The following is a 13,967-nucleotide window of genomic DNA, read 5'->3' on the forward strand; positions in this document are numbered from 1 at the left end:
TAGACTTTCTTACCACCGGCGTTCAAAACGGCGGCGCAGGATGACCGCGATTACGTTCATAGCGAGGAGGAACACCAACAAGATGATAATACCTCCCCAAGCCCGTTCGTAATAGGCTGGATCAGCGCGTTTGGCCCATTCGTAGATTTGAGCAGGCATTGCGGAGTTCGGAGACAGGAAGCCGTCGATCGGACCTGTCGGATAGTTCGTCGCGATAAAGCCAACCATACCGATCAACAAAAGCGGTGCGGTTTCACCCAACGCCTGCGCCAAGCCGATGATTGTGCCCGTCAGAATGCCGGGCATGGCGAGAGGGAGGACATGGTGGAACACTGACTGCATTTTCGAGGCCCCTACCCCAAGCGCTGCTTCGCGGATGGACGGGGGCACCGCTTTGAGAGCGGCGCGGGTCGAGATGATGATCGTCGGCAGGGTCATCAATGTCAGCACCAAACCGCCGACCAGAGGCGCGGACTTTGGCAGGTGGCCGATCTGGATGAATACCGCAACGCCCAAGATACCGAACACGATCGACGGCACCGCGGCAAGGTTCGAGATGTTCACCTCGATTAAGTCTGTCCAGCGGCTCTTTGGCGCGAATTCTTCGAGGTAGATCGAAGCTGCAACACCAATCGGGAGCGACAGCAAAAGAACGACAAACATCATGAACAGCGAGCCGAGGATGGATACGCCCATGCCCGCTTGCTCCGGACGTTCCTCGGACGCATCCGAGCCGATGATGAAATCGATATTGAACCGTTTTTCGACCATGCCAATCTCACGCATCTGGTCAACCAGATCTAGGTGAGCGGCATCGAGGTTCTTATCGTTCGCGAGAGAGTCGCGGGTCACGCGGCCTTTCAAATAGCCATCGACGCGCGAGGAGGTCAGGAAATCAAAGGAAACCGTGTCGCCGATGCGGTTAGGGTTCGCCAAAACGAATTCACGCATTTGCGCAGGCGCCGAGGACGATAGCATGTCACCGAGTTTACCAGCATCCATATCTGTTTCGATGTTCGCCTCAGCCACTTCGGTCAAAAGCGCCGCTTCGATCATCTTGCGATACTGCGACGTTTTCATCATCGATGCTTCAGCCGCTTCAATCGCAGCCGCGTCGAGGGTCACAGGAACCGTTACAAACGTCTGACGGAACGCGCGGCTACCATTGAATGTAATCGCGGACACAAGAAGGATCAGGAATACGCAGCCGATGGCAATTGCGGTGATGCCATACCACTTGAATCGCGCCTCAACAGCATTGCGTTTGCGCGTGCGGGCATCCTGAACGAGTAGCGATGATTTACCCGATGCGGAGTTATTTGCGGACGCGTCGGTCATTCGTATTGCTCCCGATATTTACGGACAATGTAGAGGGCGAGAATGTTCAGCCCGAGGGTAACGACAAAGAGTGTCATACCCAAAGCAAAGGCGACCAGCGCGGTGGCCGAAGCAAAATCGGTGTCACCCGTCAGCTGGGCCACGATACGGGTGGTGACGGTGGTCATCGCATCGAACGGGTTCAACGACAGCTGCGCCGCAGCCCCTGCCCCGAGCACAACGATCATCGTTTCACCGATGGCGCGCGATGCCGCCAAAAGAACCGCCCCAACAATACCAGGCAGAGCAGCGGGTAATACGACCTGCTTGATCGTCTCTGACTTTGTTGCGCCGAGGCCATATGAGCCATCGCGCATTGCCTGAGGCACAGCGTTGATGATGTCGTCAGAGAGCGACGAAACGAAGGGGATCAACATGATGCCCATGACGAGGCCAGCAGTCATCGCAGCATCGGCACTGCCCATCCACTGAACGCCCAAGACCCCACCGTCGCCAAAGGCAGACTTCAACAGTGGTCCAACGGTCAGCAAAGCAAACAAACCGTAAACGATAGTCGGGATGCCTGCCAGAACCTCTAGCGCGGGTTTGGCGACGGCACGAACCCCTTTGGAGGCATATTCAGACAGGTAGATCGCAGCAAAAAGGCCAATTGGGACAGCCACGAGAAGCGCGATGATCGAGATGTAAACGGTGCCCCACATCAACGGCAGAATGCCTAGATCGCTTTCGCCTTGGAAACGGGGGAGCCAGCTCAGACCAAAGAAAAAGTCAGTGGCCGAATACATACCGAAGAATTTCACGGTATTGAAGATCAGGGACAGAACGATGCCGATTGTGGTCAGGATCGCGATCGATGCGGCCGTGATCAGTACGTAACGCACAAAGGTTTCTACCTGATTGCGGGCCCAGAGGTCTGGACGTATTTTCGTCAGGGCAAACGCACCGCCTGCAATGGCTGCAGCCAGAACAACGATGGTTTTAAACAGTGTCCCTGTCGCGTTCATGTCACGTGATGCACGTGCAGCGTCGAGGATTTCAGGGGTGATATCAGAGCCCACGACCTTTCCGACTTGGGACAAAAGGCCTTTGATGTTGTCTGTCTCAGCATTCAGTGCCGCAACTTCGTTATCCGTGATCGCGCCTGCAGCAATCGCGGCGTCCAGACCTTCGGAAACATTGGTCACGTTCGACAAAACCAGCCCCAGCGTCGCGCTGTCAGACGCCTCAACCGATGTAATCATCGGGGCAATCGACATGTTCACGATAATGGGCTGGGCGATCATCCAAACGGCAAGGATCACAATCGACGGAACCATCGCGCCAATCGCCGTATTCCAGCCGTAAAATCCAGGGAGAGAATGAAGTTTGCGAGAGTCGCCGCCTGCACTCTGTACTGCACGCTGCCGGCCCAAAACAAACGCGACTGATGCGATGATGATGAGGGCAATTAAAATCCAGAGAAACGGCATGGGGACCCCAAATGCGTAAATTCTTGTTTGTGCCTATAGACACGAAAAAGCGGAGGGACGGAACCCGTCCCTCCGCGTATTCGAGGTCGATTAGTTCGAACCCATGGTCACTTCGTTAGCAACCATTGCTTGGGTTGCTGCCAGTTCCGGATCCGAAACCAGACCGTAAGCTGCGAGCGGGCCATCAGGACCAGCGAGTTCGTCAGAAACGAAGAACTGAGCGTACTCTTTCAGGCCAGGGATTGCGCCGATGTGAGCTGCTTTGATGTAGAAGTACAGCGGACGCGATACAGGGTATTCTGCTGCAGCGATCGATGCAGTCGAAGGAACAACGCCGTTCATGGTCGCAACCTGAAGTTTGTCGGTGTTGTTTTCGTAGAACGCCAGACCGAACACGCCGATGCCGTTGGTGTCAGCAGCGATACGTGCGAGGGTCTCAGTGTAGTCGCCGTCGATGTCCACAGACAGACCGTCGCCACGGATGGTCATACATGCTTCTTCAGCAGCGTCTTCGTCACCACCGTTGATCTCGAGAATTGCAGCCATCGCGCCAGTGTCTTCACAACCCTGAAGGATAACCTTCTCGTCGAATACTTCGCGGGTACCGTGCTTGGTGCCTGGGATGAAGGCTTGGATCGGCTGGTCAGCGAATTTTTCGTTTACTTCAGCCCAGTTGGTGTTCGGGTTTGCAACCATTGCACCGTCAACCGGCAGTTCAGCAGCCAGAGCAAGGTACCAGTCAGACGGCGTGAACTCGAACGAGTTGCCGTTGATGTCGGATGCGAACACGATGCCGTCATAGCCGATGCGAACTTGGATGATGTCGGTTACGCCATTTGCAGCGCAAGTTTCGACTTCCGACGATTTGATAGCGCGCGAAGCGTTTGCAATGTCGATGGTATTCTCGCCTACACCTTCACAGAAAGCTTTGAGGCCAGCAGACGAACCGCCCGATTCTACAACGGGGGTCGGGAAATCGGTGTTTTCGCCGAATGCTTCTGCAACGATCGAAGCGTAAGGCAGAACGGTCGACGAACCAGCGATCTGGACGTTGTCACGCGCTACTGCTGCAGTTGCGGATACGGCGGCGATCGCCAAGGTCGAGGCGGTCAGTTTCATGAACGACATTAATAAACTCCTGTCTGTCAGACATGGGCCACACGCGAGCCGCGTGACCTATGCGCCCCAACTAAGGTTGGCGTGACAACCTTTTGTGACAATTTTGTAAGAGTTTTATGACAGCCTAAGATTTTTGCAGAAAACTTCACTCAACAGGCAAAATGACTGCGAACTCAGTGCCCTCATTCACGACCGAATTAATTCTAAGGCGCCCGCGATGACGGCTGATGATATGTTTTACGATTGCAAGCCCAAGGCCAGTGCCGCCAACCTCGCGGCTACGGTGACTATCAACACGGTAGAATCGTTCAGTCAGGCGAGCAATGTGATGCGCTGCAATACCTTCACCGTAATCCCGAACGCGTACAGTAATACCCTGCCCACGCAAAAGTGCGCTTTCTTGGGCCTCGTCGATGATGACGTCGATCTTGCCACCACGCGCCCCGTATTTGATCGCGTTTTCGATGAGATTGCGAAACACCTGTCGCAATTGGTTTTCATCACCCGGAATGGGAGGAACCGTGGTTGGGAAATGTGTGGTGACTGTTACGGACGCCTTTTCCGCAACAGGCGCAAGGGCGAGGATTGTCGAATTGAGGATCGCATCGAGGTTAACAGGTTGAACGGGGCGAATGCGTTCGTTCTCCTCAACCTTACTCAGCGACAAGAGGTCCGAGACAAGCTGCGACATTCGTGAGGCTTCTTGTTCCATAATGGACAAAAACCGGTCCTGCGCCTTGGGGTCATTCCGTGCAGGCCCACGCAGCGTTTCGATAAAGCCCATCAGCGCGGTGAGTGGCGTTTTCAGTTCATGACTGACGTTGGCCACAAAGTCGCGACGCATCTTACCCGCATCTTCAATATCAGTGAGGTCTTCGAAAGTGATTAAGACAGAGGTCCCTTTGCCCGTGTCAATCGGAGCAATGTTGACCCGAAACGTCGTGTCGCGACCGCTATCGCGCCCAAGGTAGCGTGATTCTTGTTTTGTCTTCGTGCGAAAAACCGTCTCGATCGCGTCGAGGATATTGGGTTGTCGTAACCCCGTGATGCAGTGGCGTCCTACGATTTCCTGACCCAACAAGGATCGTGCATGCCCATTGGCAACGGTGATCCGTTCGTCTGGTCCAATGATCAAAGCCACGAGTGGCAGTGCTTGGACGATTTGGGCTGGCGTTGGGATATCTGGCGTCATGCCGCTATTCGTAGCGTCCGTTTGTTTCCTCGCAAGTCTTTTCAACTCCCCCTTAACGGTGATTGCGACATGAGAAATACTCCGTATAATTGTATACGCAGTGGGTGACTCTGACTGCGTGACGAACGACTAAGAGTGGGGAAATCGGGGATGGGAACCCTAAGAGCAACGCGCCTGCGCAGCACTGCGCAGCGATCTGTGATGCTTGTGATCGGACAGAAATCCGATTGGGCTGATCCGGGTATTGCAGCCGAGGTTGCCGATTACCACTACGTCGATTTTTCAGAATTAGACCAAACGCTTATGGCGCGCATTCAACCCGACACTGTTGTGTCGTCCCTCTTTGGTCATGGGTTTGATGCGATTGATATAGCAAAGCAACTTTATCAGCTTGGGTTTACGGGGCGCTACCGCGCGCTCACTGGAAACTTGCCAAACCCCGACATGATCCGACGCGAAGTCGCGCAAGTTGCACCGGGTTTGGATTTTGACGTTCTGAATTTCTTAGCGCCTAAAATCACTCTGCATTGATCGCTCTGAGTCCGGTGCGATAACGCTCCGCGTTTTTCTGATAGCTCAGTGCGGATCTGGTCAGACCTTCGATTGCGTCTTCGGTCAGGGTGCGAATGATTTTACCTGGTGCGCCCATGACGAGTGAGCCATCGGGGATAACCTTGCCTTCGGTGATTAACGCCCCTGCCCCGATCAGGCAGTTTTTACCAACCACGGCACCGTTCATCACCATCGCGCCCATTCCGATCAATGTGTTGTCGCCAATAGTGCAGCCGTGCAGCATAACCTTGTGACCGATGGTGCAGTTTTTACCGATAGTGAGCGGATACCCCATATCGGTGTGTAGCACGCTGTTTTCTTGGATATTGCTGCCCTCGCCGAGCGTGAGCATTTCGTTATCACCGCGCAGCGTTGATCCAAACCAGACCGAAGATTTTGCGGCCAGTGTCACCTTGCCGATCAGGTTTACATCGTCGGCAACCCACGCAGTGTCATCGATAATCGGAGCGATTCCATCGAGTTCGTAAATCATCTTGCTTCAAACTCCTTGTTCAATCCGCGGACAAATTCATTCAACCCTGGTTGACGATTAGCACGGGACCGTTCGGCCATGAGGATCGTTTTTAGCTCGGCCTCGGCTGCATCCACGTCGCGGTTCACGATCACGTAGTCATATTCGGCCCAATGGCTGATTTCATCGCGGCTTTGGGCCATGCGGTTCGCAATCACCTCGTCGCTGTCTTGGGCACGTCCACGCAGGCGCGATTCCAGATCGGCTATCGACGGAGGAAGAATGAAGATCGACACAACATCATTTGCCAAAGCTGAACGTCTGATTTGCTGACCGCCTTGCCAATCGATGTCGAAAATTGTGTCACGACCAGCCATCATTGCTGTCTCAACAGGACCTTTCGGGGTTCCATAGTAGTTCCCGAAAACCTCCGCATGTTCGAGCATTTCACCCGCATCGACCATAGATTCAAATTCGGCCTTGGTTTTGAAGTAATACTCGACACCATTGGTTTCACCGGGGCGTGGATCGCGCGTCGTGGCGGACACCGAGAAAGAGAGTGTCGGGTCCCATGCCATCAATCGTTTGGCCAACGTGGATTTTCCTGCCCCTGACGGCGAAGACAAAATGATCAAAAGACCACGGCGTTGGATGTCGGACATCAATTACTCCACATTCTGAATTTGTTCGCGCATCTGTTCGATGACGGCTTTTAGCTCTAGCCCAACGGCCGTAAGCCCAACAGCCTGAGATTTCGAACACAGGGTATTTGCTTCACGGTTAAATTCCTGCGCGAGGAAGTCGAGCTTGCGTCCTGCGGGGGCAGGATCGCTGATCAATTCACGGGCTGCGGCGACATGGGCGCGAAGGCGATCCAATTCTTCGGTTACGTCCTGTTTTACCGCAAGGACAGCGAGCTCTTGGGCAAGTCGTTGATCATCGACCTCTGCAATATCATCGAGCACGCGTTTCATTGCAGACGTGAGTGCCGTGCGAACATCAGCCTTGCGTTCTTCGGCAGTAATTTTAGCCTTTTCAATGAGTTCTTCGATCTTGTTCAGGTGATCTGTCACAACCGCATGAAGCGCCCGCCCTTCCGTTGCCCGCATCGCGGCGAAATCGTCGAGCAATGGGCCAAAGTCGTCGGTCAAATGTTTGAGTAGGTCTTCGTCATCTTCTGACAGGTTTGTCGGAACGAAAACGCCTTTGATATTGAGGATGTCAGCCGAAGTTGGTGTGTTGACCTGCAACCCCATTGCCGCGGCACGAGCTTCAATACGGCCGATCGCTTCTAAAGCGCGGTCCAATGCTGCTAAGTCGACATCAAGTTTTTTATCTGTCTCGTCCCGCGTGAGGCGCAGGTTCAACGTGATATTGCCCCGCGAAAACCGTTTGGTCAAAGACGCGCGCACCGACTGTTCCAGCCCTTCAATGCCGTCTGGGAGACGCAGACGAAGGTCGAGTCCCCGTGCGTTCACGCTGCGAATATCCCAACTCCATTGGGTCACGCCATGTGCGCCCGTGCGGCTGGCGAATGCGGTCATTGATCGGATCACGATGGCCTCTCCTTTTGTATCCAATGGCTTAATGCAAATTGGGGCACTGCGGCAAGTGGCGCGAAGCCCTGTTAACCTTGATGCGCGAAGGGTCGTGTCAATTTGAATGAATTGTTTTATGAATTTGAAAGACCCGTTAAGGATGTGCGACATGGACACGCCACACCAATCAAATAACGAAACACTTAAGGTGCTAGAAACCTATTGGCATGAACTGCGTGGTCCGCAGACACTGCCTGAACGTCGTGCCATTGATCCGACGCGGATCGACGCGGCATTACCGTTTTCCTTCATCCTAGAACGTGTAGCCCCTGGCGTTGGTCGCTTGCGCGTCAGTGGGCAAAAAATCAACGACCTCTTAATGATGGAGGCGCGCGGTATGCCTTTGTCTATGCTGTTTGAGCCCTCTGAAAGGGATCGTTTGCAGACCTATGTTGAGGCGTGTTTTGCCGATCCAGCGATTGTCGAACTGTCACTGACCACACAACGCGGTTTGTCGCGACCAAAGTTTACAGGTCGGCTCCTTTTAATGCCGCTAGCGGGTGCGAACGGTATTCCTACGCGAGCGCTCGGTGCGATTGTCACTGAAGGGATTCAGGGTCGTAGCGCGCGACGGTTCTCAATCGATGGAGCCGTCCCTATACGCCATGAGAAAATTAACATGGCCCCCATGCAAGCCTTTGATCAGGCGCTTTATGCGGGCGAACGAAAAAGGCCGACCCAACGGCCGGCCCTTCGTTTGGTTGTCGACAACGACCGCGATTAAGCGTTTGCCGCTGCTGCCAGCTTTTCGCGACGCGCAGAGAGCTCTTCCGCAACGAGGAACGCGAGCTCAAGCGATTGCGATGCGTTCAGACGCGGGTCACAGGCTGTGTGGTAACGATCGCTGAGATCCTCATCGGTCACAGCGCGAACACCACCAGTGCATTCGGTCACGTCTTTACCAGTCATCTCAAAGTGCACACCACCGGGGATCGAGCCTTCGGCGTTGTGAACTGCAAAGAATTCGCGGACCTCACGCAGCACGCTGTCGAAAGGACGGGTCTTGTAACCGGTCGATGACTTGATCGTGTTGCCATGCATCGGGTCACAGGTCCAAACAACGTTTGCGCCCTCTTCCTGAACAGCTTTGATCAGGCGCGGCAGGTGTTCGCCAACGTTGCCCGCGCCGAAGCGCGCAATAAGGGTCAGACGCCCTGCTTCATTTTCGGGGTTCAGCGACGCCATCAGCGATTTCAGGTGACCAGAGGTCATCGAAGGACCGCATTTCAGGCCGATCGGGTTCTGAACGCCTTTGCAGAATTCAACGTGAGCCCCGTCAGGCTGACGCGTGCGGTCGCCGATCCAGATCATGTGACCAGAACCCGCAAGCCATTTGCCCGAGGTCGAATCCAGACGGCATAGCGCTTCTTCGTATTCCAAAAGCAATGCTTCGTGGCTGGTGAAGAAGTCGACGGTCTGCATCGCATGGTTCGCCTCATCACGGATGCCAGCAGCATTCATGAAGTCAAGCGTATCGCTGATGCGGGTTGCCAGCTCGCGGTAACGCTCTGCCTCAGGCGACGCGGTGAAACCAAGCGTCCATGAGTGCACTTTGTGAAGGTCAGCGTAGCCACCCGTCGAAAATGCACGAAGAAGGTTCAGTGTTGCAGCGGCTTGCGTGTAGGCCTGCAACATACGGTCTGGGTCAGGAATACGAGCTTCCGGTGTGAAGTCGAAACCATTGACGATGTCACCACGGTAGCTCGGCAGTTCCGCCCCATTGATCACTTCGGTCGGTGCCGAACGCGGCTTTGCCATCTGGCCAGCCATACGACCTACTTTAACGACGGGAACTTTGGCGCCGTAGGTCAGAACCATTGCCATCTGCAACATCACCTTAAAGGTGTCGCGGATGTTATCAGCCGAAAATTCAGCAAAGCTCTCAGCGCAGTCACCACCCTGAAGAAGGAAGGCTTCGCCACGGGAAACCGCACCAAGTTTCGCTTTGAGTTTGCGTGCCTCGCCAGCAAAGACCAAGGGCGGATAGCTTGCGAGCTTCGCTTTTACAGCGTTCAGCTTTGCCTCATCCGTATAGTCGGGCATCTGAACCCGCGGTTTTGCACGCCAGTCCGTTTTCTGCCACTCGGTCATTGTCTCGCTCCGTTTTGCGTTCAATTTCGACCCGCATAGTCTATTTTAGCGGTATCAGGACGCGTTTATAGCCTTTGACTTTGACACGGCAACGTAAAAATCACTTTGCCTAAATTATGGTCCGTCCTTTAGCGACATTGGCGTCGCAAACAAACAACTCTTGCCTTTGTCGAGAAAAAGATGTTGTGGTCGAAAATCACCTCCGTTTTCGAGACCCAAATGGACACAGAAATTCAAATCGTCGAAGTCGAAGCGCCCAAGAAAGCAAAGCGTTTTGTCTTCGTGCTCTTGGAACAATTTACGATGCTGTCCTTTGCCAGCGCGGTGGAGTGTTTGCGTATTGCGAACCGTATGTCGAATGCGGACCTGTATTCATGGGCGCTTGCAGGTGATGGCGGCGAAATGGTCGCCTGTTCGAACGGAACTGAATTTAAGCTGCAGATGGACCTCGACGAACTCACCCGCGACGACGTTGTTATAGTGTGTGGTGGAATCGATGTTCAGAAAGCTACGAACAAACGCGTTCTGAATTGGCTCCGCCGCGAGGCGCGTCGTGGCGTGGTCATGGGCGGTCTTTGCACGGCGAGCTACGCGCTCGCGAAGGCTGGTCTCCTCGATGGAAAACGTGCGACGATCCACTGGGAGAACCAAGACAGCTTTTCAGAGGAATTTGAAGAAGTAGACCTGACAAAATCAGTGTTTGTTGTCGATGGGAATCGTATCACGGCTGCGGGTGGCACAGCGTCCCTCGATCTTATGCTGAAAATCATCGCGGACGATCACGGCGAAGAGCTCGCCAGCGCAGTTGCGGATCAGCTGATCTATTCATCGATCCGAACGGACCAAGACACGCAACGCCTGTCTATCCCGACCCGCATCGGTGTGCGCCATCCAAAACTGAGCCGTGTGATTCAGATGATGGAACAGAACATCGAAGAGCCAATCAGCCCCGCAACTCTTGCCAAAGACGTTGGTATGTCGACGCGCCAGCTAGAGCGTTTGTTCCGTCGGTACCTGACACGATCGCCAAAACGCTACTACATGGAACTGCGCCTTCAAAAAGCACGGAATCTGCTGATGCAAACCGACATGAGTGTGATCAATGTCGCCCTCGCCTGCGGCTTTGCTTCACCGTCGCATTTTTCGAAATGCTACCGTGCGCATTACCAGACAACACCCTACCGCGAACGCGGTGCACATGGGCGTCGTGACTAGTAAATTTCTGGATTCTAGGCCGTCTCTACGGTCTCGCGGGCTATTTGGCGGGGTTTAGCGCTGTCTGCGGGACAATTCACCTTGCGTCACCGCTTCACTTTTCCAAATGGTCCAATTAGCTTCGCTACAGGATAAGAACATCCGATAGGGAGTCTATAAATGAAAAAACTGCTGCTGGCCACTGCGGCCACCGCTTTGGTTGCTGGCGCTGCTTCGGCAGACGAAGTGAAACTGGGCGTTATCCTTGGCTTCACTGGTCCGATCGAATCGCTGACACCTGACATGGCTGCTGGCGCTGAAATGGCGATGGCTGAAGTTTCTGCATCGGGCAACTTGCTCGGCGGTATGACTGTAACGCCGATCCGCAAGGACTCGACCTGCGTTGACGCTGCTGCTGCGACCGCTGCCGCCGAAGAACTGATCGCTGAAGGCGTTGCTGGTATCTTTGGTGCTGACTGCTCTGGTGTAACCGGTGCGATCCTTCAGAACGTTGCTGTGCCGAACGGCATGGTTATGGTTTCGCCGTCTGCGACCTCTCCGGGTCTCTCGACCGTCGAAGACAACGGCCTCTTCTTCCGCACTGCACCGTCTGACGCTCGTCAGGGCGTTGTGATGGCTGAATTGCTCAAAGAGCAAGGCGTTGGCTCGGTTGCCCTGACCTACATCAACTCTGACTACGGCAAAGGCCTCGCAGACAGCTTCCAAGCTGCATACGAAGGCATGGGCGGCACAGTCACCATTTCTGCTGCGCACGACGTTGGCAAAGGTGACTACTCTGCAGAAGTTGCAGCGCTGTCCTCCGCTGGTGGTGAGCGTCTGGTCGTTGCTGGCTACGTTGACCAAGGTGGCGGCGATATCGTTCGCGCATCGATCGACGCTGGCGCATTCGACCTGTTCCACTTCCCCGATGGTATGATCGGCGACGCACTGCCGGCAACTTTCGGTGCTGACATCGACGGTTCCTACGGTCAGGCTCCTGGTTCGGACAACCCTGGCTACCAGACCTTTGTTAGCCTTGCAGAAGGGTTCAACGGCGAAGGCACCTATGCGTCGGAGTCTTATGACGCAGCTGCTCTGATCCTGCTTGCTATGCAGGCTGCTGGCTCGACCGACCCGAACGTCTACAAAGAATATGTAGAGTCGGTTGCGAACGCTCCGGGTGAGCCGATCATGCCGGGCGAACTGGGCAAAGCTCTTGAAATCCTCGCTGCTGGCGGCGACGTTGACCTGATCGGCGCGACTGGCGTTGAACTGGTAAACGGCGGCGAAGCTGCAGGTTCTTACCGCGTCGTCACCTTTGAAGGCGGCGAAATGGTAACCGCTGAATACCGCTAATCGTCAGAAATGACGTTCTATGCGGCGCGGGGCCTGTCCCCGCGCCGTTTTCCATAAGATGAGCGCGATCAATCGCGCCGTTGGGGATCAAAATGATTGTCGTCGACAACCTCCATAAACACTTCGGCGGCTTTCAAGCCGTAGACGGAGCTTCGCTGAGCATCGAAAAAGGCTCGATCACTGGTTTGATCGGTCCAAACGGTGCCGGAAAAACTACTCTTTTCAACGTGATTGCAGGTGTTCTTGAACCGACATCTGGGCGTGTGATGATGGACGGTGAGGATATCACTGGCCTGCCTCCGCATGATTTGTTCGGCAAGGGCCTTCTGCGGACGTTCCAGATTGCTCATGAATTCCATTCGATGACCTGCCGTGAGAACCTGATGATGGTTCCTGCTGGTCAATCGGGCGAAACCCTCTGGAACACGTGGTTTGGTCGCAAGCGTATCGCTGATGAAGAGCGTGCTCTACGTGCCAAAGCGGATGAAGTTCTAGAGTTCCTCACCATCAGCCATCTGGCAGACGAAAAAGCGGGCAACCTCTCTGGCGGTCAGAAAAAGCTGTTGGAGCTTGGCCGCACGATGATGGTCGACGCAAAGATCGTGTTCCTCGATGAGGTTGGTGCAGGTGTGAACCGCACGCTCCTTATGACCATTGGTGATGCCATCCTCCAGCTCAACAAAGAGCGCGGCTACACCTTCGTCGTCATCGAACATGACATGGACTTCATCGGCAAAATCTGCGGCCCTGTCATTTGTATGGCAGAAGGCAAGGTTTTGGCCGAAGGAACTCTCGCTGAAATCAAGGCAAACGAGCAGGTGATCGAAGCCTACCTCGGTACTGGCCTCAAGAACAAAGACAAGGTGGGCGCATGAGCGAACCATTCCTGATCGGGGACAATATGACGGGCGGCTATGGCCGTGGTCCTGACATCCTCCACAATTGCACAATCTCAGTGAACAAGGGCGAAATCGCCGTGATCGTTGGCCCAAACGGTGCTGGTAAATCGACCGCGATGAAGGCAACCTTTGGTATGCTGAACGTCCGCTCTGGTGCTGTGCGCCTAGACGGTGAGGACATCACCAAACTCTCACCCCAAGAGCGTGTGATGAAAGGTATGGGCTTTGTCCCGCAGGTGCGCAACATCTTCCCGTCGATGACGGTCGAAGAGAACCTCGAGATGGGCGCCTACATTCGCACCGATGATTACCGCGAGACGATGGAGCAGGTTTACGATCTCTTCCCGATCCTGCGCGATAAGCGTTTTCAGGCAGCGGGTGAACTATCTGGCGGTCAACGTCAGCAGGTGGCCGTTGGCCGTGCGCTAATGACAAAGCCCAAAGTGCTCCTTCTTGACGAACCGACTGCTGGCGTGTCGCCCGTTGTTATGGACGAACTCTTTGACCGTATCATTGAGGTCAGCCGCACAGGTATTCCGATTTTGATGGTGGAACAGAACGCCAAACAGGCGCTTGAAATCGCCGACCGTGCTTACGTTCTGGTTCAGGGTGCCAACGCCCACACTGGCACTGGCAAAGACCTACTGGCCGACCCTGAAGTCCGCCGTTCCTTCCTCGGAGGTTAAT

14 protein-coding genes are annotated in these 13,967 nt (G+C 54.6%); 6 read left to right on the top strand and 8 right to left on the bottom strand.

What is annotated here, in order from left to right; genetic code table 11:
- Positions 1 to 9 precede the first annotated feature (9 nt).
- The 4 genes from pstA to BSK21_RS06485 form a co-directional block, all read right to left on the bottom strand.
- Positions 10 to 1,338, bottom strand: a complete 1,329-nt coding sequence (gene pstA / locus BSK21_RS06470) for a phosphate ABC transporter permease PstA (protein WP_074038983.1) — start codon at positions 1,336 to 1,338, stop codon at positions 10 to 12.
- Positions 1,335 to 2,807, bottom strand: a complete 1,473-nt coding sequence (gene pstC, locus BSK21_RS06475) for a phosphate ABC transporter permease subunit PstC (protein ID WP_067544991.1) — start codon at positions 2,805 to 2,807, stop codon at positions 1,335 to 1,337. Before pstC ends, pstA begins: the two co-directional genes overlap by 4 nt.
- Positions 2,808 to 2,897: 90 nt before the next feature.
- Positions 2,898 to 3,935 (bottom strand): substrate-binding domain-containing protein, encoded by a 1,038-nt coding sequence (locus BSK21_RS06480; protein WP_067544994.1) that lies wholly within the window; start codon positions 3,933 to 3,935, stop codon positions 2,898 to 2,900.
- 136 nt (positions 3,936 to 4,071) lie between these two features.
- Positions 4,072 to 5,118 (bottom strand): ATP-binding protein, encoded by a 1,047-nt coding sequence (locus BSK21_RS06485; RefSeq protein WP_067544997.1) that lies wholly within the window; start codon positions 5,116 to 5,118, stop codon positions 4,072 to 4,074.
- A 150-nt stretch (positions 5,119 to 5,268) separates the two neighbouring features.
- On the opposite strand from BSK21_RS06485, the gene BSK21_RS06490 reads away from it, so the two are divergent.
- Positions 5,269 to 5,649 carry a hypothetical protein gene (locus tag BSK21_RS06490; protein WP_067545000.1) on the top strand — a complete coding sequence of 127 codons (381 nt, stop codon included), beginning with the start codon at positions 5,269 to 5,271 and terminating at the stop codon, positions 5,647 to 5,649.
- On the opposite strand, the gene BSK21_RS06495 is transcribed toward BSK21_RS06490, so the two are convergent.
- Genes BSK21_RS06495 through BSK21_RS06505 form a run of 3 tightly spaced genes read right to left on the bottom strand, consistent with a single transcriptional unit; the run spans position 5,636 to position 7,686 of the window.
- A complete protein-coding gene (locus BSK21_RS06495) occupies positions 5,636 to 6,163 on the bottom strand; it encodes a gamma carbonic anhydrase family protein (RefSeq protein WP_067545004.1) in 528 nt (175 codons plus the stop codon). The two genes, BSK21_RS06490 and BSK21_RS06495, sit on opposite strands and share 14 nt — an antisense overlap.
- Positions 6,160 to 6,795: a guanylate kinase gene (gene gmk, locus BSK21_RS06500; protein ID WP_067546508.1), complete on the bottom strand. Its 636-nt coding sequence runs from the start codon at positions 6,793 to 6,795 to the stop codon at positions 6,160 to 6,162. Before gmk ends, BSK21_RS06495 begins: the two co-directional genes overlap by 4 nt.
- Before the next feature lie 12 nt (positions 6,796 to 6,807).
- A complete protein-coding gene (locus BSK21_RS06505; RefSeq protein WP_197498077.1) occupies positions 6,808 to 7,686 on the bottom strand; it encodes a YicC/YloC family endoribonuclease in 879 nt (292 codons plus the stop codon).
- 163 nt (positions 7,687 to 7,849) lie between these two features.
- Here BSK21_RS06505 and BSK21_RS06510 point away from each other — a divergent pair, with 163 nt between their 5' ends.
- A complete protein-coding gene (locus BSK21_RS06510; RefSeq protein ID WP_197498047.1) occupies positions 7,850 to 8,464 on the top strand; it encodes a PAS domain-containing protein in 615 nt (204 codons plus the stop codon).
- On the opposite strand, the gene BSK21_RS06515 is transcribed toward BSK21_RS06510, so the two are convergent.
- A complete protein-coding gene (locus BSK21_RS06515) occupies positions 8,461 to 9,831 on the bottom strand; it encodes a class II 3-deoxy-7-phosphoheptulonate synthase (protein WP_067545011.1) in 1,371 nt (456 codons plus the stop codon). The genes BSK21_RS06510 and BSK21_RS06515 overlap by 4 nt on opposite strands.
- Positions 9,832 to 10,050: 219 nt before the next feature.
- Here BSK21_RS06515 and BSK21_RS06520 point away from each other — a divergent pair, with 219 nt between their 5' ends.
- The 4 genes from BSK21_RS06520 to BSK21_RS06535 all read left to right on the top strand — a co-directional run bounded on the left by BSK21_RS06520 (position 10,051) and on the right by BSK21_RS06535 (position 13,966).
- Positions 10,051 to 11,046 (top strand): GlxA family transcriptional regulator, encoded by a 996-nt coding sequence (locus BSK21_RS06520; protein WP_067546514.1) that lies wholly within the window; start codon positions 10,051 to 10,053, stop codon positions 11,044 to 11,046.
- 159 nt (positions 11,047 to 11,205) lie between these two features.
- Positions 11,206 to 12,381 carry an ABC transporter substrate-binding protein gene (locus tag BSK21_RS06525; RefSeq protein ID WP_067545014.1) on the top strand — a complete coding sequence of 392 codons (1,176 nt, stop codon included), beginning with the start codon at positions 11,206 to 11,208 and terminating at the stop codon, positions 12,379 to 12,381.
- A gap of 92 nt (positions 12,382 to 12,473) precedes the next feature.
- Positions 12,474 to 13,256: an ABC transporter ATP-binding protein gene (locus BSK21_RS06530; protein WP_067545017.1), complete on the top strand. Its 783-nt coding sequence runs from the start codon at positions 12,474 to 12,476 to the stop codon at positions 13,254 to 13,256.
- On the top strand, positions 13,253 to 13,966 hold the full coding sequence (locus BSK21_RS06535; RefSeq protein ID WP_067545020.1) for an ABC transporter ATP-binding protein: 714 nt from the start codon (positions 13,253 to 13,255) through the stop codon (positions 13,964 to 13,966). Before BSK21_RS06530 ends, BSK21_RS06535 begins: the two co-directional genes overlap by 4 nt.
- Position 13,967 lies beyond the last annotated feature (1 nt).

Origin of the sequence: Marivivens sp. JLT3646 (assembly GCF_001908835.1) — a bacterium.
In the GTDB taxonomy this organism is placed as follows: Bacteria; Pseudomonadota; Alphaproteobacteria; order Rhodobacterales; family Rhodobacteraceae; genus Marivivens; species Marivivens geojensis.

Excerpts from the sequence above, each read along its gene's own strand:
- pstA (WP_074038983.1), bottom strand. The coding sequence starts at position 1,338 with ATGACCGACGCGTCCGCAAATAACTCCGCATCGGGTAAATCATCGCTA.
- pstC (WP_067544991.1), bottom strand. The coding sequence starts at position 2,807 with ATGCCGTTTCTCTGGATTTTAATTGCCCTCATCATCATCGCATCAGTC.
- BSK21_RS06480 (WP_067544994.1), bottom strand. The coding sequence starts at position 3,935 with ATGTCGTTCATGAAACTGACCGCCTCGACCTTGGCGATCGCCGCCGTA.
- BSK21_RS06485 (WP_067544997.1), bottom strand. The coding sequence starts at position 5,118 with ATGACGCCAGATATCCCAACGCCAGCCCAAATCGTCCAAGCACTGCCA.
- BSK21_RS06490 (WP_067545000.1), top strand. The coding sequence starts at position 5,269 with ATGGGAACCCTAAGAGCAACGCGCCTGCGCAGCACTGCGCAGCGATCT.
- BSK21_RS06495 (WP_067545004.1), bottom strand. The coding sequence starts at position 6,163 with ATGATTTACGAACTCGATGGAATCGCTCCGATTATCGATGACACTGCG.
- BSK21_RS06505 (WP_197498077.1), bottom strand. The coding sequence starts at position 7,686 with ATGACCGCATTCGCCAGCCGCACGGGCGCACATGGCGTGACCCAATGG.
- BSK21_RS06510 (WP_197498047.1), top strand. The coding sequence starts at position 7,850 with ATGGACACGCCACACCAATCAAATAACGAAACACTTAAGGTGCTAGAA.
- BSK21_RS06515 (WP_067545011.1), bottom strand. The coding sequence starts at position 9,831 with ATGACCGAGTGGCAGAAAACGGACTGGCGTGCAAAACCGCGGGTTCAG.
- BSK21_RS06520 (WP_067546514.1), top strand. The coding sequence starts at position 10,051 with ATGGACACAGAAATTCAAATCGTCGAAGTCGAAGCGCCCAAGAAAGCA.
- BSK21_RS06525 (WP_067545014.1), top strand. The coding sequence starts at position 11,206 with ATGAAAAAACTGCTGCTGGCCACTGCGGCCACCGCTTTGGTTGCTGGC.
- BSK21_RS06530 (WP_067545017.1), top strand. The coding sequence starts at position 12,474 with ATGATTGTCGTCGACAACCTCCATAAACACTTCGGCGGCTTTCAAGCC.
- BSK21_RS06535 (WP_067545020.1), top strand. The coding sequence starts at position 13,253 with ATGAGCGAACCATTCCTGATCGGGGACAATATGACGGGCGGCTATGGC.